Genomic DNA, 23483 nt, shown 5'->3' with positions numbered 1-23483 from the left:
GCTAGGATTTTTCTATGACGGGTCGTGGATTTGAACGCCTCGCGGGGGTGGGGGTGCTCCTGGTCGCAGGCGGCGCCGCTGCGCTGCTCTTCTTCACGCTCGCGATCGACGAGCCGTTGCCGATTTCAGAGCCTGCGACCCGAGCAATCTTTGGGATTTGGCAGATCTTCTACAGCACGACCGCGCCCGACCCGCAGGTCGTGATCTCAGCCATCGCGCTCGCGCTATTTTTCGCGGCGAGCATCGCGCTCCTCGAACGCAGCGTGGCCGTTCGCTCGCGGCGCTCGAGCAACCCGGTCAGCACACCGCTCGCCCCAAAGGTCATCATGGAGCAGACCCGCGGCGTCTTCTCCGGCCCGATTACGGTGACCGTGCTGATGCCGGCGCACAACGAGGAGGCGATCATCGCTGCGGCGCTGAGCGCGGTGCTCGCACAGGAGGAGCTGCCGGCGCGCATCATTGTGGTCGCCGACAACTGCAACGACAACACCGCTGGTGTCGCCCGAGCCCACGGCGCGGAGGTGTTCGCGACGGTCGGCAACCGAGAGAAGAAGGCGGGCGCACTGAACCAGGCGCTGCAGACGCTGCTGCCGGGCATGGGCCCCAACGACCTGGTAATGGTCGTCGACGCCGATACTGTGCTGGACCCGGGCTTCCTCACTGCCGCGACGCAGCGCTTCACGAGCGACCGCGCGCTCATGGCGGTCGGGGGATTGTTCGTCGGGGAGGAGGGGCACGGCCTCATCGGGCAGTTCCAGCGCAACGAGTACCTGCGGTATCGGCGCGAGATCGCTCGACGCCGAGGCCGCGTCTTCGTGTTGACGGGGACGGCGTCCGTCTTTCGGGCCACGGCAATGCGCACTGTGGCGGGCGAGCGGGGTAAAGGTCTTCCCGGCAGGCCCGGCGACGTCTACGACACCATGGCGCTCACGGAGGACAACGAGCTCACGCTCGCGATCAAGTCGCTCGGCGGGCTGATGATCTCGCCCGAGAAGTGCCAGGTCGTGACGGAGCTCATGCCGACCTGGCGCGAACTCTGGGTGCAGCGCCTGCGGTGGCAGCGTGGAGCGCTCGAGAACCTGGGCAGCTACCGACTCACCCCGCACACGTTCCGGTACTGGGCCCAACAGCTCGGAATCGGATACAGCGTGATCGCGCTTAGCTCCTTCTTCCTTCTCCTCATCGTCACGTTCCTCTCGCTCGACCACTGGATCTGGTTCCCGTTCTGGATCGGGGTCGGCTCGCTCTTCTTGCTCGAGCGCGTCGTGACGGTGTGGGCAGGGGGCCCGCGGGCCCGGCTCCTCGCCCTGGCGCTCTTTCCCGAGCTCTTCTTCGATATGTTCCTAAACGTGGTGTACGTCACCGGAGTGCTCGAGATCAGCCTGGGGCGTAAGGCGGCCTGGGGGAACGGGGTCGCGTCCGAGAGTGAGGCGGAAGGCGCGGGGCCAGACAGGAGCGCCGAGCGGGCCGCGGAGTCTGAGCGCGAGGGGAACGCATGATGATCGAGAGTTGGGCGACCGACGCTGTGCACGCCGGGATTCTGCTGCCCGAGTCGACACTGCAATCGGACTGGTTCGCCGTGCTCGCCGCGTTCGTTGCGATCAACACCGTGATGTACGCCGTGCTCGCGGTCGCCAAGATCCTACCCAAGTGGTACCTGTCGGACCTCTTCACGTCGCGGAACCGGCGGACCGAAACCCGCAGCATCTACCCCGAAAGCAACGACTAGGTGTACTGCGTCATGACGTTGGTGACACTCGGCTGATGGGTGTTGCTCCGATGCCGGTGTGGATGCGTTTAGTGTTGTAGAAGTCCAACCAGGGCGCAAGAGCGGCCGATCGTTCGTCATTGCTGGTGAAGACCTGCCTATAGGCCCACTCGGTTTGCAGGGTGCGGTTGAGGCGTTCAACTTTGCCGTTCGTCCAGGGGCAATGGGGCTTGATGAAACGTTGAACTGCGCCAAGCTCGGCGACGGCGTCCTTGAACGCGGCCGATTTCCGGTAGGCGAACGCGTTGTCCGAAAGGACCCGCTTGATCGCGGGGATACCGCATGCCGCGAAGAACGCTGCAGCTCGCACAATACGCCGGCAGCGGTGACGCCTTTCTCGTCGGAATGGATCTCGGCGTAAGCGAGGCGACTGTGGTCATCGATCACGGCGTGGACATAGTCGAACCCGACCCCCTGGTGGCCGGTGACGTGATTGCGGCGGGTTTGGGTCAGGTCGGCTCGCCAGCCACCACCGTCGGGGATGCGGCCGAGTTTCTTCACATCAACATGGACCATCTCGCCAGGCCGCTCATACTCGTAACGGTTCTCCGTGGCGCGAGAGGCCCGAATGAGTTCGCCGGTCATCGGATCACACCAGCTCAGCGGCGGGACGTGGTGGCGTGCTAACACGCGTGACACGGTTCGGGCAGGAACACCGGTGTCTGCAGCGATGCGCAACGGGCCTGCGCGAAGTCGAGAGCGGGACTCGAGCACGACCTGTTCACGATCCGGACTCGTCCGGGTCGGCGAACACCGTGGCCGAGACGAGCGATCCAGCAGTCCCGCAGGGCCCTCGTCTTTGTATCTGCGAACCCAGCGATGCGCGCATTGCCGGGAAATGCCGAGTTCTTTGGCGACATGAGCGACGGGACGATGGGAACCAATGACGCGTTCAATGAGCAACGCTCTCCCGCGAACAGTCAGTCGGGCATTAACGTAAGACAAGAGAACCTCCTGGCTATGCGGATGACTTCAACATCTCCACTAAGCCAGGAGGTTCTCCCTTTTCACAAGACCTAAAGTGTCACCAACGTCATGGCCGGGTACAACTAGGCCGGTGCCGGGCCCGAGCGTGGTCGCTACGCGAGTGGAAGCTCGACGCTGAAGGTCGCGCCGCCGCCGGGAGTTTCACGTGCAACGACCGTGCCGCCGTGCGCCGCGACGATCGACGACACGATGGCGAGCCCGAGGCCGGAGCCGCCCGTCTCGCGGTTGCGCGACGTGTCGGCACGCCAGAACCGCTCAAAAATGCGCTCGCGGATCTGCTCGGGGATGCCCTCGCCGTGGTCCACGATGTCGAATCGGGCCGTGCCGCGCTGCGGGGCGACCGACACCACGATGTCGATCGGGCTGCCCGCGGGCGTGTGCCGTAGTGCGTTCCCGATGAGGTTCGACATCACCTGGCGCACCTTGTGCTCGTCGCCCAGCACGATGGGGCGCCGCGGCTCGTACACGAGCGGCAGCGGGCCTGAATCGGAGATGACGCTCGACGCATCGGCCAGCTGGCTACCGTCGCCCGGGCCCTTCCGGCGCAGCCGAGCGAGGGCCTGGCTGCCGAATGCGATGGCGCCGGTTGCGAGGGTCGCGGGCGCCGCCTTGGCGGCCTTCTGCTGCTCGGCCGGAGCGACGACATCGTCCTCGCCGCTCGGGACGGTCGGCAAGACGCGCTTCGGGGCGCCGCGTTGCCGGGCACCTGCCGGTGCCGGATCCATCGCGGCGACCGTCGCACCGGCGTCGACGGCGGACGGGTCGACAATCACGGTGACGGTGCGGCTCGGATCCTGCGCCTGTGTGTCGAGCGCGGCGTCTCGCGCGAGCGGGATGAGGTCGAGCGCGCGCTGTTCGAAGGCGCGCTTCTCGTCGAGGCGGGCCAGCGCGAGGAGGTCCTCGACGAGCGAGCCCATGCGCACGGCCTCGCCCTCGATGCGGCCCATGGCCTGGGCGACCTGCTCGGGCGTCTGCAGCGCGCCCATGCGGTACAGCTCGGCGTAGCCCCGCACCGAAACGAGCGGGGTGCGCAGCTCGTGGCTGGCGTCGCCGACGAAGCGCCGCATTTGGTCGATGGTGCGCGCGCGATCGGTGAAGGCGTCGTCGATGCGGTCGAGCATGGTGTTGAGCGAGCGGCCAAGGTGGCCGACCTCGGTGGTCGGGCTCGTGACCGTGATGCGTTTGGAGAAGTCGCCGGCGGCGATCTCATGCGCCGTGCGTTCGACCTCCGCGAGCGGTTCAAACGTGGTCGTCACGAGTATTCGGGTGAGGGCGGCCCCCAGCAGGATCACCGCCAGGCCGAACCCCGAGAAGATCGTCACGAACTGCGCCATTGTGCTGTTCACGGCGGCGGTGGACGCGGCGATGATCAGGGTGCCGCTGGCGGACTCGGTGTCGGTCGAGGAGTGAATGGGGGTCGCGATGCCGCGCCACTCGGAGTTGTCGGCCGCGCGCATCGTGAAGCTGCGGTCGCCGTTCTCGGCAACCCAGTTCGTGGTGAGCATCGGGATCGTCGGCCCGCTGCCCGCGGGGTGTGAGCGGAAGTTGTCGTAGAGCAGTACGCCGTCCGAGTCGAGCACCGCGACGTAGTAGCGATCGGGCGCGTAGAGGACGTCGTCGCGGGTCATGCTGGCCGAGTTGGCACCCGGGCCGAGCGCCAGCGTGGGGTCAACCCGGAGCTGGCGCAGCTCCGCGTCCTGCTTCGCGATGAGCTGCGGCTGCAGGAACGAGAGCGTGCCGGCGCCGGCCACGAGAAGCCCCAGGGTGAGGATAAATACCGTCACCCCGGTGATCTTTGCGCGGAGCGATACATTCGCCCAGCGCTTGCTCAGTGACCGACCCGACACGGCTACCCGTCGTTACTTCTGGTCGATCTTCAGCATGTAGCCGAAGCCGCGCTTCGTCTGGATCAGCGAGTCGTCCGAGTGCTGATCGAGCTTGCGGCGCAGGTACGAGATGTACGACTCTACGATGCCAGCGTCGCCGTTGAAGTCGTACTCCCACACGTGATCGAGGATCTGCGCCTTCGAGAGCACCCGGTTGGGGTTCAGCATGAGGTAGCGCAGCAGCTTGAATTCGGTCGGGGAGAGCTCGATCGGCGTCCCGTTCATGTTGACCTCGTGCGTGTCCTGGTCCATGGTGAGCGGGCCCGCCGTGATGACGGCGTCCTCGTCCTCCTGGATGGTGCGGCGCAGGATGGCCTTAATGCGGGCGATGATCTCGTCGAGCGAGAACGGCTTGGTGACATAGTCGTCGCCGCCGACGGTGAGGCCCATCACCTTGTCCTCGGTGTCGTCCTTCGCCGTGAGGAAGAGGATGGGGGCGGTGTAGCCAGCCGAGCGCAGGCGCTTGGTGACACTAAACCCGTTCATGTCGGGCAGCATGACATCGAGGATGATGAGGTCTGGTTCTTCCTCGAGCACGGCCGAGATGGTTTGCGCGCCGTTTGACACGGAGCGCACACCGAACCCGGCGAAGCGCAAGCTCGTCGTGAGGAGCTCCCGAATGCTGGGCTCGTCGTCGACGATCAGAATACGTGGTCCCTTGTTACCGGTCATGTGTCCCAGTATCTGACCGTTAGCTATGAGCTTGCTGAAAGCCGCAAAGGTTGCTCGGATCGCCCTACAGGTCGTCGGCGTTCACGATCGTGTACGAATAACCCTGCTCGGCCAGGAACCGCTGGCGATTCTGTGCGAAATCCTGGTCGACGGTGTCGCGCGTGACGAGCGTGTAGAAGGAGGCGGTGGCCCCGTTCGCCTTCGGGCGCAGCAGCCGGCCGAGGCGCTGTGCCTCCTCCTGCCGCGAGCCGTACGAGCCCGAGATTTGAATCGCGACCGAGGCATCGGGCAGGTCCACCGAGAAGTTGGCGACCTTCGAGACGACCAGGATCCGCTCTTCGCCGGCGCGGAACGCGTTGAACAGCCGCTCGCGCTCGTCGACCGGGGTCTGGCCGGTGATGAGCGGGCTGCCGAGCGCCTCACTCATCGCCTCGAGCTGGTCGATGTACTGGCCGATCACCAGCACTTGCTCGTCCGGGTGTTTGTCGATGATCCGGCGTGCGATGGTCTGCTTCGCGGGGGCGCTCGATGCGATCCGGTAGCGGTCCGCGTCTTCTGCGGCCGCGTACTCGAGACGCTCGAACTCGGGCAGCACGACGCGGACCTCGAAGCAGGCGGCGGGCGCGATGAATCCCTGGGCCTCGATGTCCTTCCAGGCGGCGTCGTAGCGCTTCGGGCCGATCAGCGAGAAGACATCGCTCTCGCGGCCGTCCTCGCGCACGAGCGTCGCCGTGAGGCCCAGGCGCCGACGCGCCTGCAGCTCGGCGGTGAGCTTGAACACGGGTGCGGGGAGCAGGTGGACCTCGTCGTACACGATGAGGCCCCAGTCGAGCACGTCGAGCAGCGACAGGTGCGCGTACTCGCCCTTCCGCTTGCTGGTGAGGATTTGGTAGGTCGCGATGGTGACCGGCTTGACCTCTTTGCGCTGCCCCGAGTACTCGCCGATGTCGTCCTCGGTGAGCGTCGTGCGCTTGAGGAGTTCATCGCGCCACTGGCGGGCCGACACCGCGTTGGTGACCAGGATCAGGGTGTTCGCCTGCACCGACGCCATGGTGGCGGCGCCCACGATCGTTTTGCCGGCGCCACAGGGCAGCACGACGACCCCCGAGCCGCCGGTCTCGAAGCTGGTCACGGCGCGGCGCTGGTAGTCGCGCAGCACCCAGCCGTCCTCCTGCAGGGCCATCGGGTGTGGCGTGCCGGGGGTGTAGCCGGCGAGGTCCTCGGCGGGCCAGCCGCGCTTCACGAGCTCCTGCTTGAGCTGGCCGCGCGCCCACGCCTCGACCGGGTAGGTGTGGTCGTCGATGCGGTTGCCGAGCAGCGGGGCGATGGCCTTCGCGCTCGTGACCTCGCGCAGAATGGGCGGCTCGTCCGAGCGCAGGATCAGCTGGCCCTCCGCGTCCCGCTCGATCGTGAGGCGGCCGTAGCGGTGCATGGTCTCGTTGATGTCCACCGAGACGGCGCTCGGTACGGGAAACTTTGCGTACTTGTCGAGCGTCTCGAGGATCTCGGTGGCGGTGTGCCCGGCGGCGCGCGCGTTCCAGAGTCCGAGCCGCGTGATCCGGTAGGTGTGGATGTGTTCGGGAGCCCGCTCGAGCTCGGCAAATACCGCGAGATCGTGCCGCGCGTCCTCTGCATCGGGGTGCGCCACCTCGAGGAGGACGGTGCGGTCGCTTTGAACGATGAGCGGGCCGAGTGTCATAGCGGTCTAGCCTAGTCGGCCCACGTGTGAACCGGCTGCCGCGCCCGCCGATTGATCGCGTGCCCGCGCGCGTCAGGCCCTCCGCCGAGCCGTCGCAATCTGCGGCTTCGCGCCACGTGATGCCGCAGATTGAGACTTCTCGATGGCGAGAGCGGGCGGCGTCGATGGGGAGAGCGGGCGGGACGGGAGCTAGAGAGCGCCGTCCGCGTCCTGCACCGGCGCGACGGAGACAAGCGAGGCGAGGGGGAGGGTGCGCTCGACGTCAGCGCCCGGGTCGATGCCGCGGACTCGCCCGTTGGCGACCGCGTGCGGCAGCATGCGCAGCGGCCAGTCTCGGCCGCTCGCGTGCACCACGAGGTCCATGACGGTGCGATCGCGAATGGCGAGCTCCAGGATGCGCACGAAATCACCGGCCTCGGGCTGGCTCTCCGCCGCGGCGCTCACCCGGGACACCATCGCCTCGAGCGCGGGGCTCAGCGGTGCGTGGTCGGGAATCTCCGAGGGCGCGAACGGCGCCATTCTGGGCGCAGCCTGGGCGGCGCAGCGATCGGCCGGCGGTCCCTGGTGCGAGCCCGGGACGGTCACGGGGTACCGGGCGTCGGCCAGGGCGGCGGCGACGTGTTCCGGCGAGAGCCGCGAGAGCGCAATCGGCTTCGCGGCACGTTCCAGCCGGGTTAGCCGCAGGTGCTGGAGCGATCGGTCTACCAGCATCGCGTCGAGCAGCTCGGGTCGCTCGGCAGTGATGCGGCTGCGCGCGCCGTCGCCGTTGTGTGCGGCGACGATGATGCTGCCGTGGCGTGCCTCGACCTCGTCGAGCAGATACGCCAGGGGCTGGGGGATCCCGGTCAGCGAGAGGTGCTCAAGGAACTCGCGGGCTTCCTCGCCGGTCCAGCCGCGATCGAGCGCGCGGGTGAGCGAGCTGGACGACAGTCGAAAGACGGCGGCGATGCCGAGCTGTTCGAGGTCGGCGAGCTCGATCAGTCGTTGCTCGTCGTCGGGGCGAAGCGGGCCGGGGGCGACGACACTGAGATCGGGCTGCACGTAGACGCCATTTACCGGGGCGGGAAAGGCGGAGCTGACGATCTCGTGCGCGCGGTCCCAGTCGCCGGCGAGCAGCGCGGCGGCGGGCTCGCTCAGTTGGCCCCAGGGCGCGAAGCCCGCCTCATCGGCGGAGGCGCAGTACTCGGCTGCGGCTTCGCGCACCTCGTCAGTAGCGAGGGGGAACCGGTCGCGGAGCCCGGAGCCGGTCGCGGAGTCGAGCGAAGCTCCCGGCTCGGTGAGCAGGCCACGAACCGCGAGCGGCATGCCGGCGAGCAGTGCGGTCGCAAGCTCGAGCCAGCGCTCGGGGTGCGGCAGCCGGAGCCAATCGGCAGCGCGCGGGGTCACGACGAGCGGACGAGAACCGTCGCTGTCGCTGTTCCCTGCCCGCTCGGGAACGGTCGTGAGGCCGGCGAGCGAGAGCATCGGCAGGATCCGGATCACTGATGAGGGCTCGGTGTGCGCGGCCGCAGCGAGCGCCTTCACCGTAATCGCGGCGACAACGCCTCGTCGGCGGACGTGACCCGGGGTGCCGGTGAGGGCCCGCAGGATCGCCGCCGCCCGCTGGGTGAGCGTAAACGCGGGCTCGACCCAGTGGTCGGCGCGGCCCGGGGCGGACGGCTCGACCGAGACGGTGGGAGACGGGAGCGCGGCATGATCAAGGTCCGCCACGTCGATCGTCGCAGCGGTGAGTGCCCGTTCGAGCGCGGTGGTGACCTCGGGCAGCGGCACGGTGACCCCGCCCAAAAGCCCGGCGAGGCCGAGCGAGCGAAGTGACTCAGCGGCGTCGGCCGCGAGAGATTCGCCACGGCCGAGGCGCGCAATGTCGGCGAGGGTGCCCCGGTCTGCGGCGGCGAGGGCGCGGCTCAACGAGTCCGGTCGCAGCAGCGCTGTGGCAAGTCCGATCGGATCCTGAATCGCTGTCGGGCCGGACGGCGGGCGAGTGCCCACCAAGCGGGTCAACGCCGCCCGATCCAGGCTGGCGATTGCTCCGGCGAGCGCGAGTGTGCCGCTCACCGGGAAAGACTGCTTCGCTTAGCGGCGCGCATCCCGCGGATTGTCCTTGGCTCGACGCCGATTATTCACGATCAGCAGGGTGATGATCAGTACGAAGCCGATCGGCAGCCCGATATAGGAGGTCCACACCACCAGGGGCCAGCCGCCCGAAGCAAGAATCTCGCGACCCGAGCCGGTCAGGCCGATGATCAGCGTCACGAAAAACGCCAGCACGGCGAGCGCCACGATGGTCACGGCGGCATAGGCAAGGACGCGCTCGAGGCGCGACGGGGAACTGGTCTCAGCAGACATCTCTTCTAGCCTACCTCCCCAGCCCCACGCGGATAGACTGGGGACAACGCGAAGCTTCGGATTCATCACCGACTTGATGAACGGCAAGCACCGATACGCGTGACGACGATCCGCGCCTCGGGCGCGAGCGACCGGGGTGACTCGGGTCGCACCCAAGAAGAAAGGACGACGCATGCCAACTGGCAAGGTCAAGTTCTACGACGATGAGAAGGGCTTCGGCTTCATCGCTGGCGACGACGGACAGCAGGTGTACTTGCACGGATCCGTGGTGCCCGAGGGCGTTACCGTGCGCCCGGGCATGAAGCTTGAGTACGGCATCGCCGATGGCCGTCGCGGCCCGGCAGCCCTCTCGGTGCGGGTTGTTGACGCGCCGCCGCGGCTCGCGCGCATTCGGCGGAAGCCTGCCGACGACATGGCCGTGATCGTTGAGGATCTCGTGAAGCTGCTCGACGCGGTGGGGGGCCGGCTGCAGAGCGGGCAGTACCCGGACGGCGCGCAGGCGCGCACGATCGCGACCATGCTGCGCCGAGTTGCGGACGACTTCGATGCATAGCCCGGAAGAGACAGACGAGACGGCAACGGCCGAGGTCTCTCCCGAGGAGACGGCGATCGAGACGGTTGCCGTTGAGGGTGCTCCTGCAGAGGCGTTGGCGGCGGCAGAGACAGAGGCTGCCCCCATCGAGGCTGAGGTAGCTCCAGAAGAGCCGATTGACCCGGATCCGGTGCTGCTCGCCGCGGTCGATCAGGCGCGCGCCGCGCTTGCCGAGATTACCGACGCGGCAAACATTGGCGAGCCTGCGGGGCACGAGGTCAACGGAATTCACGTGTTGACCCTGTTCTTCGAGAACACCATGCCGGGCTACCCGGGGTGGCGTTGGGCGGCCGCTGTGGCGCGCGTCGACGAGGAATCCGCGGTGAACGTACTCGAGGTCGAGCTTTTGCCCGGTCCCGGCGCGCTCACGGCCCCGGCCTGGCTGCCGTGGTCTGAGCGGTTGGCGCAGTACCGCGAGGCCCAGGAACTACATGCGGCAGAGAACGCCGAGTCAGGCGTGACCGACTTTGCTGAGGGTGACGGGGACGCGTACGCCGATGACGACCCGGACAGCGACATCTTGCTGAACGACTTCAGCGACTTTGACGACGAGATCGACGGGGTCGACGTTGACGGCGAGGACGACGACGAGGACGACGAGGGTGAAGCCGAGGGTGACCTCGACGATTCCGACGACGACGATGAGGATCGCCTCGATCCTGACGAGGACGACGAAGAAGAAGAGTAAGAACCGCCCGAACTTCCCCGGAATCACGGGGCGAAGGACCGTCGCTGATGCGGCGGTCCTTTTCGTTGGTGCGCCCGCGCAGAGGCTAAATACGTAATCCTCACGGATGCCCCGAGATTTCCCCCAAACCTAGCGTTCACATCAAACGGGGGATTCACGCAGTTGGGCACCTGCACACCAGTTCCGCACAGTCCTCCGATCAGATGGAGACGAGGACGCAATGAAGCTTCCCAGCACCCCGATACGTCACCGGGGCGGACGGACCGAGACCGGTCGAGATGGGTCATTCCGAGGCACGCATTCCGCTCGGGGGCTCGAAGGGGGAAGCGGAAAGCCTCGACGATTCAGGCAGCTGTCCGCGGCTCTCGCCGTTGTGGCCTTGGTGCTGATGGGCGCGTCGCCGGCAATGGCCGAGGGAGAGATCGTCGAGCCTGCTCCCGACGCAACCGTAACGGCACCGGCTGAAGCGCCGGCTCCGGAGGCGCCGCCGGCTGAAGCCCCAGCAGCCGAGGTTCCCCCGGCAGAAACGCCTCCGGCGTCCCCTGAGCCCGCACCTCCGGCTCCAGCTCCGGCGCCCCCCGCCGCAGAGCAGCCGGCGCCGGAGGTGGCGCCCGCACCCGCTGAGACGAGCGATGCCGTGGACACTCCGGCAGCTCCGGCAGCGGACGAGGCGCCGGCGCCGCCCTATCTGCGCTGGAACGTGTCGGACGAGTCCGGCGCGCTCGTTGGCGATACCTCGATCACCGTCGAAGGGCCCCGCAATGACGCGGTCGCCGACGACGGAAATGAAAGCCAATGGCAGGGTGTGCTCTCGGCTACCGTCGCAGACAACACCGGCCAAGCCGGCTACGCGGGCTCGGACCTCGACCCTGTGGCCGGATCCTTCCTCGTGAAGCAGCTCGTATCGGACGCCGAAGCGAACGTGACCCACGATGTTGCCGCCGCGGAGCACTTCCGGGTGCGGCCAGCCGTCGCGTCCGAGGGCCTCGCGGTCGGTGATGACGCGGCTTGGCAGGAGCTGGCTTCCGCAGGATCGCCAGATGAGTCCGTGACCGCGGTGGCGTTGGTACCCTCGCCGGCCCCAGCCTCAGCGGCCAGAGTGGCACCCACGGAGGAGCCCGGAATCGTCGCGCTCGCAGCCCCGCCAGGAGCTGCAGACTTCGGCTACTACGGACGCCAGTCCGACAACAGCAACCCGACCACCTGGACGTTTGCGACGAGTGCGCCGGGGAAGTCCCAAGTGCTGAATCTGAGTACATCAATTCAAACCTCGGGCTCAAACTTCAATTTGGCTCTCGAGTTTGACCGAGAGAGTCAGACCGGCACGAACGCTTGGTACATCGAGTACACGATCGCCCCAGAACGCTGGGGGCCCGCCTCTTCGCCGGCAGCGAGCCAAGTTCCGCAACCTGATCGGAGCCAGGGCGGCACCGTGATCTACATTCACCAGCAGGGCAACACGATTGACGTGCTGAGGATCTGTACCTACACGAGCCTCGCGACCTACGCGACGATCGGCGCAAACTGCGTCAATCTCCCGGCAAGCGTCGTGGTGGAGCAGACGACGCACGTGAAGCTGCTCGTACCGCTGAACTCGAGCACTATCGGCGCTCCGGGATGTCCTCCGAAGCTCGGCTCGACCGCTTATGTTCGGGCAACCACCGGTGACGACCAGCTCACCGGCTGGGGAACGCCCGCAGAGCTGGAGCTCGGGAACTACTCGACCTGCGGAAAGATCGTCATCAACAAGCGGGTCATCCGCGCAAGCGCGGACAACCTTGAGGGCGCGACGTTCCGGCTCTACACCGGCACCACCGCCCCGGTGGCACCGATCGGCGACCCCTGGGCAACCTGCACGATCGGTGCTCCACCGGCGACCTCATGCACAATCACATTGGCAGCCGGACAATCGGGCAGCCGGTACTGGGTAGTTGAGGAAACCGCCGCACCGGGAACGTTCGCGTTGAATCAAATCGCGGTGGGTTCGGCGACCGGAAATCTCGATCCCCCGATTTACTACCCCGGACGTACCCCGGTGGTCAATAACGGATCAACGGTCCAGATGCCACAGACCAGCTCAGGCGACACCGCGAGCATCGGCGAGACCACCAACGCTCTGCTGAACCCCACGAAGCCGGCAACGTGTACCGCGGGGCTGCGCATCGCGCTCGTGCTCGACCGGTCAACCTCAATTGAGGAAGATGAACGCGGCCCGTACGCGACGGCGATTCGCTCGCTGGTCAACGGACTCGTCACCCCGGCGAATAACATCCTGATCACGCCGATCATGTTCAACTCGAGCGCCACGGTCGGCTCAACGACGGCCGCCTCGTCAGCACTGGCGACCAGCCTGTACAACACCCTCAACGGTGGGAGCGGATGGGCATCCGCGACGAACTGGGATGCGGCGATGCAAGCCGCGGCCGGGGGTCCATACGACGTCGTACTGATGGTCACCGATGGCGCTCCGACGCAGAGCAGGAGTGGCGGTGCGGACAACGTGAGGATTCACCACATTGAGCAGGCGGTCCTCTCGGCAAACGCTGTTAAGGCTGGAGGAATCCCCGTGATTGCGGTCGGCGTCGCGCTTCCCGCGAACGCACTGGTCAACCTCCAGGCGATCTCAGGACGCACAGCCGGTCAGGACTATTTCAACGTCGCACAATGGGCCGATCTTGGCGCCGACATGACCGCTCTCGCGCAGGCGCTGAGCTGCCAGGTCCCAATCCAGGTGAATAAGACCGAAGTGGCCTACAACACCAACCCCAGGTCTGGGGCCGAAGGCTGGAGCTTCACCGCCGGGAGTACCGGGGCGGGCACCACGCTCACGGGTACCCCGACCAGGAACACGCCGCTGAACGGCGGCCTGACCTGGACCCTCGGGTTCAGCAGCACGACCGGACAAACCGCCGCGGTCACGCTGTCCGAGCCGGCTCGGGCCGGCTGGGTGTTCACCAGCGTGGTCTGCAACAACGTCGACTTGACTTCCTCAGTGGTCACTGCCCCGGACGGGAGGGTGTCCATCACCCTCTCCGGCCTGACTGCTGGTTCGGTGGCCCAGTCGTGTGTCTTCACCAACACTCAACTCCCGCCGACAGCGACGCTGACTTGGTCGAAGGTCAAAGCGGGTACGAGTACCCTCCTCGGCGGATCGGTCTGGAAGATCGTCGGCCCGGCTCCGGACAACCCCGAGCTCGCGGTTCCCGATTGCACGATGCTTCCTTGTGCGGGAGCGGACCAGGATCCTGTCGCGGGTCAGTTCACCGTCAACAACCTCATCTGGGGCGACTACACGGTGACCGAGACGAGCCCGCCACAGGGGTACTCGGGTTCCGCGTCCTTCACATTGACGGTCAACTCCGCTAACGCGGGGACGACGATCAACAAGGGCCCGTTCGAGAACACCCAGCTGTTGGGCGCAGCGACCTGGACCAAGGTGGCGAAGGGGACGACTGACCTCCTGGGTGGTTCGACCTGGAAGATTGTCGGCACAAATCCCGTCGTCTCCGAGGTTGTAATCACGGACTGCATCAGCGGGCCGTGCGCTGGCCCGGACACGGATCCACTCGCCGGCAAGTTCGCCCTCCAGGATCTGGCCTGGGGCGAGTACACGGTGACCGAGACGAGTGCCCCGCAAGGGTACTCCGGAACAGCCTCGTTCTCCCTCACGATCAACGCCGCGAACGCGGGAACGACCGTAGACAAGGGAGCTTTCGAGAACACGAAGCTGCTCGGCTCGGTCACCTGGAACAAGGTGGCGAAGGGAACGACCAATCTGCTGTCCGGGTCCGAATGGAAGATCACGGGGACGAACCCGGTGGTTGCGGATGCCGCGATCGTTGACTGTGTCAGCGACCCGTGCGGTGGTCTCGACAAGGACCCCGCGGCCGGGAAGTTCGAACTCCGGGATCTCGCCTGGGGCGCATACACGATCGCCGAGACGAAGGCCCCTCCGGGCTACATCGGCGGCGCAACCTTCGACATCCTGGTGAACGCCGCGAACGCGGGAACGGTGATCGTCCACGGTGCGGTGGAGAACACGCAGCAGAACGGCGTGGCTATCCCGCTCACCGGCGGTATGAGCACCCTGATGTACACCCTCGCAGGATCGGGAATCGGGTTCCTTGCCCTGCTCCTCGGACTCGCCTACTGGCGCCGGGTACGCCGCCCAGTGGAGGTGAGCTGACATGTCGACGCTCGCCTTCCGCGCCCGCGGCCAACCTCCGCCAGATCGCGCAACTCCTGTTTCTCGCACACCAATACCCACAACGTAGTTCCGCACACCGGGTGCCCAAAGACGCGCCCCGAGGAGAGGTCAATCTCATGAACCAACAGGAACGGGGAGGGCTCGGCAGACGAGCACTCGCCCTCGTCGGAGTCACAGCGCTTGCGCTGATCGGCACGGCAGGCATCGGCTCCGCAGCTTCGGCTGTGGACGAGGTGCCCCCACCCAGCATTTCGAACATCACGGGAACGATGGGGTCGCTGACCATCCACAAGCACGCTGGTGACCCGGGTGCTGCGGGAAACGGATCCGTCATCACTGACGAGGAAGCAATTGCGGCGCTTGGCGAGGGTCTTGAGGGTGTGGAGTTCAGCATCCAGCGCGTTGCCAAGGATGGCGTTCCGATCGACCTGACCACTGCCGCGGGCTGGGATGCCGCGCAGCTGGTCACCCCGGGCAACGTGATGGCGGCACCGTACTCGTTCAGCTCGACGACCCCGGTCGAAACCGGAGCCGGCGGTGTGGTGACCGTGCCAGATCTTCCCTACGGTCTGTACTACGTCACTGAGACAGGCCCCGGAGATAACTCGATCGTTTCCCCGGTAGCGCCGTTCCTCGTGTCCATCCCGTACCCGGTCGCAGCGGACAGCTCCTGGCTGTACAACGTGCACGTCTACCCGAAGAACAAGCTGAACACGACTGTCCCGACGAAGACGGTTTCAGACCCGGTAGCGCCGCTGCTCGGTTCGACCGTCACTTGGACTGTGACCGCACCGATTCCGGCGCTGGGCGCAGGGGACACCTACCGGAGCTTCGTAATCTCGGATCTGCTCGACCCGCGGCTCGAACTCACCGGGATTGTGGTGAAGATCGACGGGGTTGAAGTGAACCCCGATGTATCCACGGGTTACACCCGCAGCGGGACAGGCCAGTCCGTAATCGTGACGCTGAACACCGATGCTCGCACGGCGCTGGTCGCGGGCGAGAATGTCACGGTCGAGTACACGACCAAGGTCGTCAGCCTGGGCGACAACGGCCTGATTGACAACACCGGGCTCGTTTACGTGAACGACACGACCAAGGAGACCGATCACCCTCGGACGAACTGGGGGCCGTTGACGGTCACGAAGAAGGCCGCACAGGATCCCAACCGGACCCTGCAGGGCGCGGAGTTCACGCTGTATGACGAGAAGGACGGCAACATCGTCGGAACCTACATGACGAACAGTGCCGGCCAGATCGTCATCGACGGGCTCTACGTCGGTATGGGTACGGATGTGACCGAGGACTACTGGCTGCTCGAGACGAAGGCCCCGGCCGGGTACGCGCTTCCCACAGGGGACGCCGCGTGGACCGAGGTTACGGTGAACGCCGCGGGTGAGAACGACCCGACAATGATCACCATCAACAACACCCAGCAGAACGGCCCGAACCTGCCGCTGACCGGCTCGACCGGCACGACAATGTTCATGCTCGGTGGGCTCGCCCTGCTCCTGACTGCAGGCGGAGTGGCCCTCGTGGCCTCCTCGCGTCGCCGCCAGGGCACCTTCCAGTAGCGAGCTCGCTCGCACCAGAAGAGGGTGGGGAGGTTTCGGCCTCCCCGCCCTCTCCCAACCCCCACCGACTGCATCAGTGCCGCCCAGGAGGACGCCATGAGCACGATCATCGATCAGGAGCCGCAGGCCGCACCGGCCCGCACCGGCTCCTGGCGGTTCCCGCGCTTCGCGTTCTTCACGGCGCTGCTGGCGCTGACGGGGCTGCTCATCTTTCTCTACCCGGGCATCGCCTCGTGGTTCTCGCAGTACGCCCAATCGCAAATCATCAAGTCCGTCGAGGTTTCAACAAGCAGCGCGGCGACGACGCAGCGCGAGGCCGAGATCGACCGGGCGCGCGCATACAACGAGGCACTCGTTGGCGGTGCGCTTGTCGGAGCGAACACTAACGTCCCCACGAGTGAGGGCACGGAGAGCGGCGACTTCGACTACGACAGCCTGCTTCGAGCCGACGCCGACGGGGTCATGGCGCGTCTGCGTATCCCATCAATCAACGTCGACCTTCCGATCTTTCACGGAACCTCGGATGAGACGCTCGGCAAGGGCGTCGGGCATCTGCAGGGCACGTCGCTCCCGGTCGGCGGCGTCGACCAGCACTCCGTGCTCACCGCGCACCGCGGGCTCGCAAGTGCCGAGCTCTTCACCCATCTCGACCAGGTCAAGGCCGGGGAGATCTTCACAATCGAGGTCTTCGGCGAGGTGATCAGCTACAAGGTGGTTGAGACGCAGGTGGTCGAGCCCAGCGAGACCCAGGCGCTCTACCCCGAGTACGGCAGGGACCTCGTGACGCTCGTCACGTGTACCCCGCTCGGCATCAATAGCCACCGGATCCTGGTGACGGGTGAGCGCATCACGCCGACTCCCATCGGGGCGATCAATGATGCCGGGAAAGCGCCCGACATCCCGGGGTTCCCCTGGTGGGCGGTCGGCATCGGCGTCGCGCTTGCGCTTTTGACGGCGTACGTCTGGCGCATGGGACGGGTCGGCGCGCTGCCGGCGCCGCGCGCCGCGGCGCAGCAGGGCTGGGGCATCGCCCCGAAGGGCTCCGGCCCGCACGCAGACTCCGCACCCGAACACGGGGCCGCGGATGGCCAAGGATCGGGGGGTTAATCCGCAGAGCCATACAGACCCGGGTCAGTGAGTGTCCCCCCGCTCGTTGGCCCGTTGGGGAGCAGGATCGATCACGTCACACGCGAGACTGGCGAATGTTGGAGTTCACCGGAACGACGTCGTACGGAACTCGTTGCCTGCCAGCTGCTGGGCCCGAGGCGCACACGCGCTTTCCCGGGCCCAGCAGTGTTTCTGCGGTTAGCCCAGGCGCTCGAGCACGTAGTCGATTGCGCCCGTGAGGGCGCGCACATCGTCAGGCTCGATCGCCGTGAACGTCGCGACGCGCAGCTGGTTGCGTCCGAGCTTGCGGTACGGCTCGGTATCGACGATGCCGTTCGCGCGCAGCACCTTCGCGATCGCCGCAGCGTCGATGGCGTCGTCGAAATCGATCGTCACCACCACCTGCGAGCGGTGCTCGGGGTTCTCGACGAAGGGGCGCGCGACCGAGCTCTGCTCGGCCCAGTCGTAGAGCACACCCGAGGACTCGGCGGTGCGCGAGGACGCCCAGGCGAGGCCGCCGTTGGCATTCATCCAACGCACCTGCTCGTCCATCATGCCGATGGTGGCGAGCGCCGGGGTGTTCAGCGTCTGGTTCAGGCGCGAGTTCGAGATCGCGCCGGCGAGGTTCAGCGTCTCGGGGATGTAGCGACCCGACGCCGTGACCCGCTCGATACGCTCGATCGCGGCGGGGGAGACCAGGGCAAACCAGATGCCGCCGTCAGAGGCGAAGTTCTTCTGCGGGGAGAAGTAATAGACGTCGGTCTCGGAGGCCTCGAAGTTGATGCCGCCCGCCGCGCTCGTCGCGTCGACGACGGTCAGCGCGCCGGCGTCGCCGTGCACGCGCGTGACGGGCGCCATGACACCCGTAGAAGTCTCGTTGTGCGGGAAGGCATACACGTCAATCCCGGCCTCGGCCTCGGCTGCGCTCCGCGATCCTGCATCGGCGCTGCGCACGGAGGGATCCTGCAAGAACGGGGCAGCCTTGGCGGCGGAGGCGAACTTTGCGCCGAACTCGCCAAAGGTGAGGTGCTGGCTGCGCTGCTCGATCAGGGAGTGCACCGCCGAGTCCCAGAAGGTCGTCGCGCCGCCATTGGCGAGCAGGATCTCGTAGCCCTCAGGTGCGCGGAACAGGTCGAGCAGGCCCGCGCGGACGCTTCCAACCAGGTCCTTCACCGGGGCCTGGCGGTGCGAGGTGCCCAGAACGCCGGGCTGCAGCCGCGACAGGAAGTTCAGCTGCTCGGTGCGGATCTTCGACGGACCGCACCCAAAGCGACCATCGGCGGGCATAAGGGAAGACGGGATCGTGATGTCGGCCATGGCACGATCTTACGCCGGGTTCGGAACCCTCTCGTGCGCGCGATAGGCTGGCGGACAGGCGAAACACTGCAGGAGGGAGCGCGCTATGGCCGACCTGATTGATACGACGGAGATGTATCTCCGCACCATCTTGGAGCTCGAGGAAGAGCGGATCACCCCGCTGCGCGCCCGAATTTCGGAACGTCTCGGCCACTCTGGCCCCACCGTTTCGCAGACAGTCGGGCGAATGGAGCGCGACGGACTGGTCGTCGTCACGGGCGAACGCCATCTCGAACTCACCCCCGAGGGGCGCAAGAAGGCCGTGCAGGTGATGCGGAAGCACCGCCTCGCCGAGCGCCTGCTCGCCGACGTAATCGGGCTCGAATGGGAGTTCGTGCACGACGAAGCGTGCCGCTGGGAACACGTCATGAGCGAGCAGGTCGAACGCAAGCTGCTCACCATTCTCGACCACCCGACGGAGTCGCCCTACGGCAACCCGATTCCGGGACTTGAAGACTTGGGTGAAGTGCCCGCTGCATCGTTCTCCGCGGGAGTCATCGGCGTGCCCGAACTCCTCTCGGGCGGACGCACGCGCGCCTTGGCCACTATTCGTCGCCTCGCCGAACCGGTGCAGGTGGATCCTGAGTTGCTGCGGCAGCTGGGGCAGTCGGGTGTGAAGCCCGGCAACACTGCAACATTTTCCTCGGCGGGCGCGTACGTGCTCGTGGAGGTCGACGGATTCGATGCGGGCATCGAGCTTCCTCACGAGGTAGCCACCCACATCTTCGTCGCGCAGCAGTAGTCCGGGGCGTTCGTCGCCGGGCAGATCATCAATGGAGTTGATACAGAGGAGCCCAGTTTGACGCTGACCGCCGCCCAAGCGCATGTGCAAAGGATCGCAGGGGTCGCGCAGATGCGCGGTCCGCACGAGTCGGAGTTCTTGCAGGCAGTCCACGAGGTACTCGACACGCTCGTGCCGGTGCTGGAGGAACACCCCGAGTTCGTCGAGGCGGGAGTGCTCGACCGCATGATCGAGCCCGAGCGACAGATCGTGTTCCGAGTGCCGTGGTTCGATGACCAGAACCAGGTGCAGGTGAACCGCGGTTTCCGCGTACAGTTCAACTCGGCGCTTGGCCCCTATAAGGGAGGACTGCGCTTCCACCCGAGCGTGAACCTGTCGATCATCAAGTTCCTGGGGTTCGAGCAGATCTTCAAGAACGCGCTGACCCGTCAGGGCATCGGCGGCGGCAAGGGCGGTTCGGACTTCGACCCCCGCGGCAAGAGCGACACCGAGGTCATGCGCTTCTGCCAGAGCTTCATGAACGAGCTGTACCGTCACCTCGGCGAACACACCGATGTTCCCGCGGGTGACATTGGCGTTGGCGGGCGCGAGATCGGCTACCTCTTCGGGCAGTACCGCAAGATCACCAACCGCCACGAGGCGGGCATGCTCACCGGCAAGGGGAAGGCCTGGGGCGGCGCGGAGGTGCGCGTCCAGGCGACCGGATACGGCGCCGTGTACTTCGCCGAGGAAATGCTGGCGCACCGCGGCGAGGGCATTGAGGATCGTCGCGCGATCGTGTCGGGATCGGGCAACGTTGCCACATACGCGATCGAGAAGATCGCCCAACTGGGGGGCCGAGCGATCACCGCCTCGGACTCGCAGGGCTACGTCGTCGACGAGGCAGGAATCGACCTCGAGCTGCTCAAGCAGATCAAAGAGGTCGAGCGCGGGCGCATCTCGGCGTACGCCGACCGCAAGCCCAGTGCCCGCTACGTCGAGGGCGGTTCCGTATGGGACGTGCCGGGCGAGCTCGCCTTCCCGTGCGCAACGCAGAACGAGCTGCCGCTTGCCGGCGCACAGGCGCTGATCCGGAACGGGGTCCGTGCGGTCGCTGAGGGCGCCAACATGCCGACCACCCCCGAGGCGGTCGCCGCGTTCCAGGAGGCCGGCGTGCTGTTCGGCCCCGGCAAGGCGGCCAACGCGGGCGGCGTCGCCACCTCGGCGCTCGAGATGAGCCAGAACGCCTCGCGCCAGCGCTGGGACTTCGGCAAGAGCGAGTCGCGCCTGCACGGCATCATGCGTGACGTGCACCAGTCCACCTTTGCGGCATCTGAGCGCTACGGCCGCCCGGGGGACTACGTTCTCGGGGCGAACTCGGCCTCCTTTGTCACGGTGGCCCAGGCGATGGTCGCGCAGGGCGTGATCTAGGCGCTGACTGCGTTTCGGCAGGATCCTGCTGGTGTGGGGCCTGCGGCGGATGCCGCGGGCCCCGCGCTTTTCCTGGGGAAATGCCTCGACCCAGAGCGACTTTCGGCCCCGGAACCGCAGGATTACGCGGATCTTGGCCTGAGCGTGACATATCCGTGATCTTCGGTTACGCTGGTCGAGGCTCCTGCTTCCAGTAGGAACCGAATCCCCGATCAGCAAACGTGAGGTAGAGCATTGGCACAGACCCCCGGCACCGAACTGGTGACGCGTCAGTCCATTTCGACCATTGGTTCGAAGCTGAAGAAGGGCACTCGAGTTGCCGCAGGTGTGGCGCTGAGCGCCGGCCTGGCCGCAACTTTCGCAATGCCCGCGTACGCGACTCAGACTGTTGAGGGTGCGCCGGACCTGGTCCCCGCCCAGCAGCTGACCACGGTAGACGTCGACACGGCAGTTGCCATCGAACTTCCCCAGGCCACCACGGCCGACGAAATCGCAGCCGAGCAGCGCAAGGTCGCTGAGGCCGAGGCAGCCAAGGCTGCTGAAGAGAAGGCTGCCAAGGCGGCCGAGGCGGTTGCCAACGGCGGCGGCGCCGGCGGCGCTGACCTTCCCAGCGGTTCGGGCGCGAGCGGCCTCCTCGGCGCTGCGTACGCACAGCTGGGTGCGAACCAGGATTGCACCGTCCTGCTCGAGCGCGCGCTTCGCGCGATCGGCTTCGGCGCAGGCGACCTGGGTACCGCCGTCGGCGAGTACACCCGGTACGGCAGCGTCGTGACTTCGGGTGGCTACGCCCCCGGTGACATCCTGATCTGGCCCGGCCAGCACGTCGCCATCTACGCCGGCAACGGCATGGCAGTGCACAGTGGTTACAGCGGCAACCAGACTGTGGTTGCGGGCGCCTGGAGCCCGAACGCGAGCCCGGTCGTCGTCCGCATCGGCTAAGCACTTCTTCCCAAACGGGGCGTCACCTTCGGGTGGCGCCCCGTTTGCTGTGTGTGGGGTGGCTGCGCGCCGCACCTGGCCGCGCCGCACCTGGCTGCGCCTGGCCGCGCCGCGTGCCCGCCCCGCCGCTGCGTCAGCCGCCGCCCCCCCCTGTCACGCATGTCGGAAATGACAATCATTCCGGACGCCCAGGGCAGTTTCCTTCCGGAATAATTCTCGTTTCCGACATGTTTAACGCCGCGCACCGGCGCCGCCACGCGCCGCCACGCGCCGGGGCACGCGGGCCGGGTGGCGTCAGCCGCCGCGCGCGCGCGATAGCATGGTGACCGCGCAGTTTTCGCCCCAGTAGCTCAGTGGATAGAGCACTTCTCTCCTAAAGAAGGTGTCGTAGGTTCGATTCCTATCTGGGGCACCATACGTGGCGCCAGAGCGCTTGGGCCTCAGTTCAGCAGCTCTCGCGCACGACCAGCGGTGACTCGATCAGCTCGGTGCGCGTCTGCGCCGGGCGTTCGGGTGCCGCGAGCAGTTCCACCATCATCTGGGCCGCACGCTGCCCGTACACGAACGGGTTCATGTCGACCGACGTGATCGACGGGGTGTGGAACTGCATCATCGTGCTGTCGACGCCCGAGACGAGCAGCACGCTCTCTCCGACCGTGTGCCCCATGGTGCGCAGCACGCCCGCGATGCGCACTGCGACGCCCTCGCCGCACACGAAGAGGCCGTCGCAGGCACCCGGCGCCCCGGTAAGTCGCTCGCTGAGCTGCTGGTGCACCTTCTCGTTGCTCTCCTGAGCCGAGATGAGAATGATCTCGGGTTCGATCCCGCGCTTGCGGCACCAGTCGAGGTAGACCGCCTCGATCGTGAGCGTCCACTCGGAGACGCGTTCGACGGTGAGGAGGCCGGGCCGACTGGGGCTTCCCGTGCCGCGCTCGAGCATGCGGTCGAGCGCGATGATCGTGCTCGCCTGGGTGTCGGACTCGACGACCCCCCAGGGCCGCGCCGCATCGGCCGGCGGCGGGTCGACGCACACCGTCGGCACGGTGCCCTTGAGAAGCTCGCGCATGCCCAAATCGTCCGAGTGAGGCTCGACGACGATGAAGCCGTCGACCGCGGGGAAGTCTTGCACATCACCCGTGTCGAGCGCCGACGGCAGCAGGATGGGGGAGTGGTCGGTGCTCGCGAGCCCGGCGGCGATGCCGCGTGTCACCTCGGCGAAGTAGAGCGAATACTGCAACACCGTTGAGGGGAAGTAGACGCCGATGGCCCCGGTGCGCGAGGTGCGTAGCGAGCGGCCCGAGCGGTTGATGCGGTAGCCGAGTTCCTCGGCCACCTGGTGCACGCGCTCACGCGTCTCCTCCGAGACCCCCGGCTTGCCGTTCATTGCCATCGAGACAGCTGCGACAGAGAGCCCCATGCGGGCGGCGATGTCTTTGAGCGTCGCGGGCAAAAATCCTCCTGGCGTGCGGGTCACCCGGAGAGTTCGGCGGCGCACAAGACGCCTTCGAGA

General features: G+C 66.7%; 17 protein-coding genes, 1 tRNA gene and 1 pseudogene. 11 read left to right on the top strand and 8 right to left on the bottom strand.

Annotated elements, in window-relative coordinates; all coding sequences use genetic code 11:
• The first annotated feature begins 14 nt into the window (after positions 1-14).
• Together JW030_RS11580 and JW030_RS11575 are read left to right on the top strand one after the other, a co-directional pair.
• On the top strand, positions 15-1499 hold the full coding sequence (locus JW030_RS11580; protein WP_188045673.1) for a glycosyltransferase family 2 protein: 1485 nt from the start codon (positions 15-17) through the stop codon (positions 1497-1499).
• The gene (locus JW030_RS11575; protein ID WP_241095448.1) at positions 1496-1729 is read left to right on the top strand and encodes a hypothetical protein; all 234 of its coding nucleotides are present in this window, start codon (positions 1496-1498) and stop codon (positions 1727-1729) included. The genes JW030_RS11580 and JW030_RS11575 overlap by 4 nt, the downstream gene beginning before the upstream one ends.
• Positions 1730-1739: 10 nt before the next feature.
• On the opposite strand, the pseudogene JW030_RS11570 reads toward JW030_RS11575, so the two are convergent.
• The 6 genes and pseudogenes from JW030_RS11570 to JW030_RS11545 all read right to left on the bottom strand — a co-directional run bounded on the left by JW030_RS11570 (position 1740) and on the right by JW030_RS11545 (position 9358).
• Positions 1740-2713 (bottom strand): annotated as a pseudogene (locus tag JW030_RS11570) (IS481 family transposase).
• Positions 2714-2847: 134 nt separating this feature from the next.
• Positions 2848-4539: a cell wall metabolism sensor histidine kinase WalK gene (locus JW030_RS11565; protein ID WP_241095447.1), complete on the bottom strand. Its 1692-nt coding sequence runs from the start codon at positions 4537-4539 to the stop codon at positions 2848-2850.
• A 75-nt stretch (positions 4540-4614) separates the two neighbouring features.
• Positions 4615-5313: a response regulator transcription factor gene (locus tag JW030_RS11560; RefSeq protein WP_188046717.1), complete on the bottom strand. Its 699-nt coding sequence runs from the start codon at positions 5311-5313 to the stop codon at positions 4615-4617.
• Between the two features lie 64 nt (positions 5314-5377).
• A complete protein-coding gene (locus JW030_RS11555; RefSeq protein ID WP_188046718.1) occupies positions 5378-7012 on the bottom strand; it encodes a DNA repair helicase XPB in 1635 nt (544 codons plus the stop codon).
• 189 nt (positions 7013-7201) lie between these two features.
• The gene (locus JW030_RS11550; protein ID WP_188046719.1) at positions 7202-9067 is read right to left on the bottom strand and encodes a helicase-associated domain-containing protein; all 1866 of its coding nucleotides are present in this window, start codon (positions 9065-9067) and stop codon (positions 7202-7204) included.
• Positions 9068-9085: 18 nt separating this feature from the next.
• Positions 9086-9358, bottom strand: a complete 273-nt coding sequence (locus JW030_RS11545; RefSeq protein ID WP_188046720.1) for a hypothetical protein — start codon at positions 9356-9358, stop codon at positions 9086-9088.
• A 172-nt stretch (positions 9359-9530) separates the two neighbouring features.
• On the opposite strand from JW030_RS11545, the gene JW030_RS11540 reads away from it, so the two are divergent.
• From JW030_RS11540 to JW030_RS11520, 5 genes are all read left to right on the top strand, one after another.
• A complete protein-coding gene (locus tag JW030_RS11540) occupies positions 9531-9911 on the top strand; it encodes a cold-shock protein (protein WP_188046721.1) in 381 nt (126 codons plus the stop codon).
• On the top strand, positions 9904-10638 hold the full coding sequence (locus JW030_RS11535) for a DUF3027 domain-containing protein (RefSeq protein ID WP_188046722.1): 735 nt from the start codon (positions 9904-9906) through the stop codon (positions 10636-10638). The genes JW030_RS11540 and JW030_RS11535 overlap by 8 nt, the downstream gene beginning before the upstream one ends.
• A gap of 637 nt (positions 10639-11275) precedes the next feature.
• The gene (locus JW030_RS11530; RefSeq protein WP_188046723.1) at positions 11276-14824 is read left to right on the top strand and encodes a SpaA isopeptide-forming pilin-related protein; all 3549 of its coding nucleotides are present in this window, start codon (positions 11276-11278) and stop codon (positions 14822-14824) included.
• Positions 14825-14961: 137 nt separating this feature from the next.
• Positions 14962-16419, top strand: a complete 1458-nt coding sequence (locus tag JW030_RS11525; protein WP_188046724.1) for a SpaH/EbpB family LPXTG-anchored major pilin — start codon at positions 14962-14964, stop codon at positions 16417-16419.
• Between the two features lie 96 nt (positions 16420-16515).
• Positions 16516-17526, top strand: a complete 1011-nt coding sequence (locus JW030_RS11520; protein WP_188046725.1) for a class C sortase — start codon at positions 16516-16518, stop codon at positions 17524-17526.
• Between the two features lie 198 nt (positions 17527-17724).
• Here JW030_RS11520 and serC read toward each other — a convergent pair whose 3' ends face one another.
• Positions 17725-18843 (bottom strand): phosphoserine transaminase, encoded by a 1119-nt coding sequence (serC, locus tag JW030_RS11515; RefSeq protein WP_188046726.1) that lies wholly within the window; start codon positions 18841-18843, stop codon positions 17725-17727.
• Positions 18844-18928: 85 nt separating this feature from the next.
• On the opposite strand from serC, the gene JW030_RS11510 reads away from it, so the two are divergent.
• From JW030_RS11510 to JW030_RS11495, 4 genes are all read left to right on the top strand, one after another.
• Complete coding sequence (locus JW030_RS11510) at positions 18929-19624, top strand: metal-dependent transcriptional regulator (protein ID WP_188046727.1); 696 nt, start codon at positions 18929-18931, stop codon at positions 19622-19624.
• Positions 19625-19687: 63 nt separating this feature from the next.
• A complete protein-coding gene (gene gdhA / locus JW030_RS11505) occupies positions 19688-21034 on the top strand; it encodes an NADP-specific glutamate dehydrogenase (RefSeq protein ID WP_255499226.1) in 1347 nt (448 codons plus the stop codon).
• 234 nt (positions 21035-21268) lie between these two features.
• Positions 21269-21973 (top strand): NlpC/P60 family protein, encoded by a 705-nt coding sequence (locus JW030_RS11500; protein WP_188046728.1) that lies wholly within the window; start codon positions 21269-21271, stop codon positions 21971-21973.
• 339 nt (positions 21974-22312) lie between these two features.
• Positions 22313-22388, top strand: a tRNA-Arg gene (locus tag JW030_RS11495).
• Positions 22389-22418: 30 nt separating this feature from the next.
• On the opposite strand, the gene JW030_RS11490 is transcribed toward JW030_RS11495, so the two are convergent.
• Complete coding sequence (locus tag JW030_RS11490; RefSeq protein WP_188046729.1) at positions 22419-23423, bottom strand: LacI family DNA-binding transcriptional regulator; 1005 nt, start codon at positions 23421-23423, stop codon at positions 22419-22421.
• Positions 23424-23483: the final 60 nt, after the last annotated feature.

The sequence above is a fragment of the Leucobacter sp. CX169 genome (assembly GCF_017161405.1).
Taxonomy (GTDB): domain Bacteria; phylum Actinomycetota; class Actinomycetes; order Actinomycetales; family Microbacteriaceae; genus Cx-87.
The sequence above is the reverse complement of the archived record's forward strand: the minus strand, read 5'-3'. Positions and strand labels throughout refer to the sequence as shown.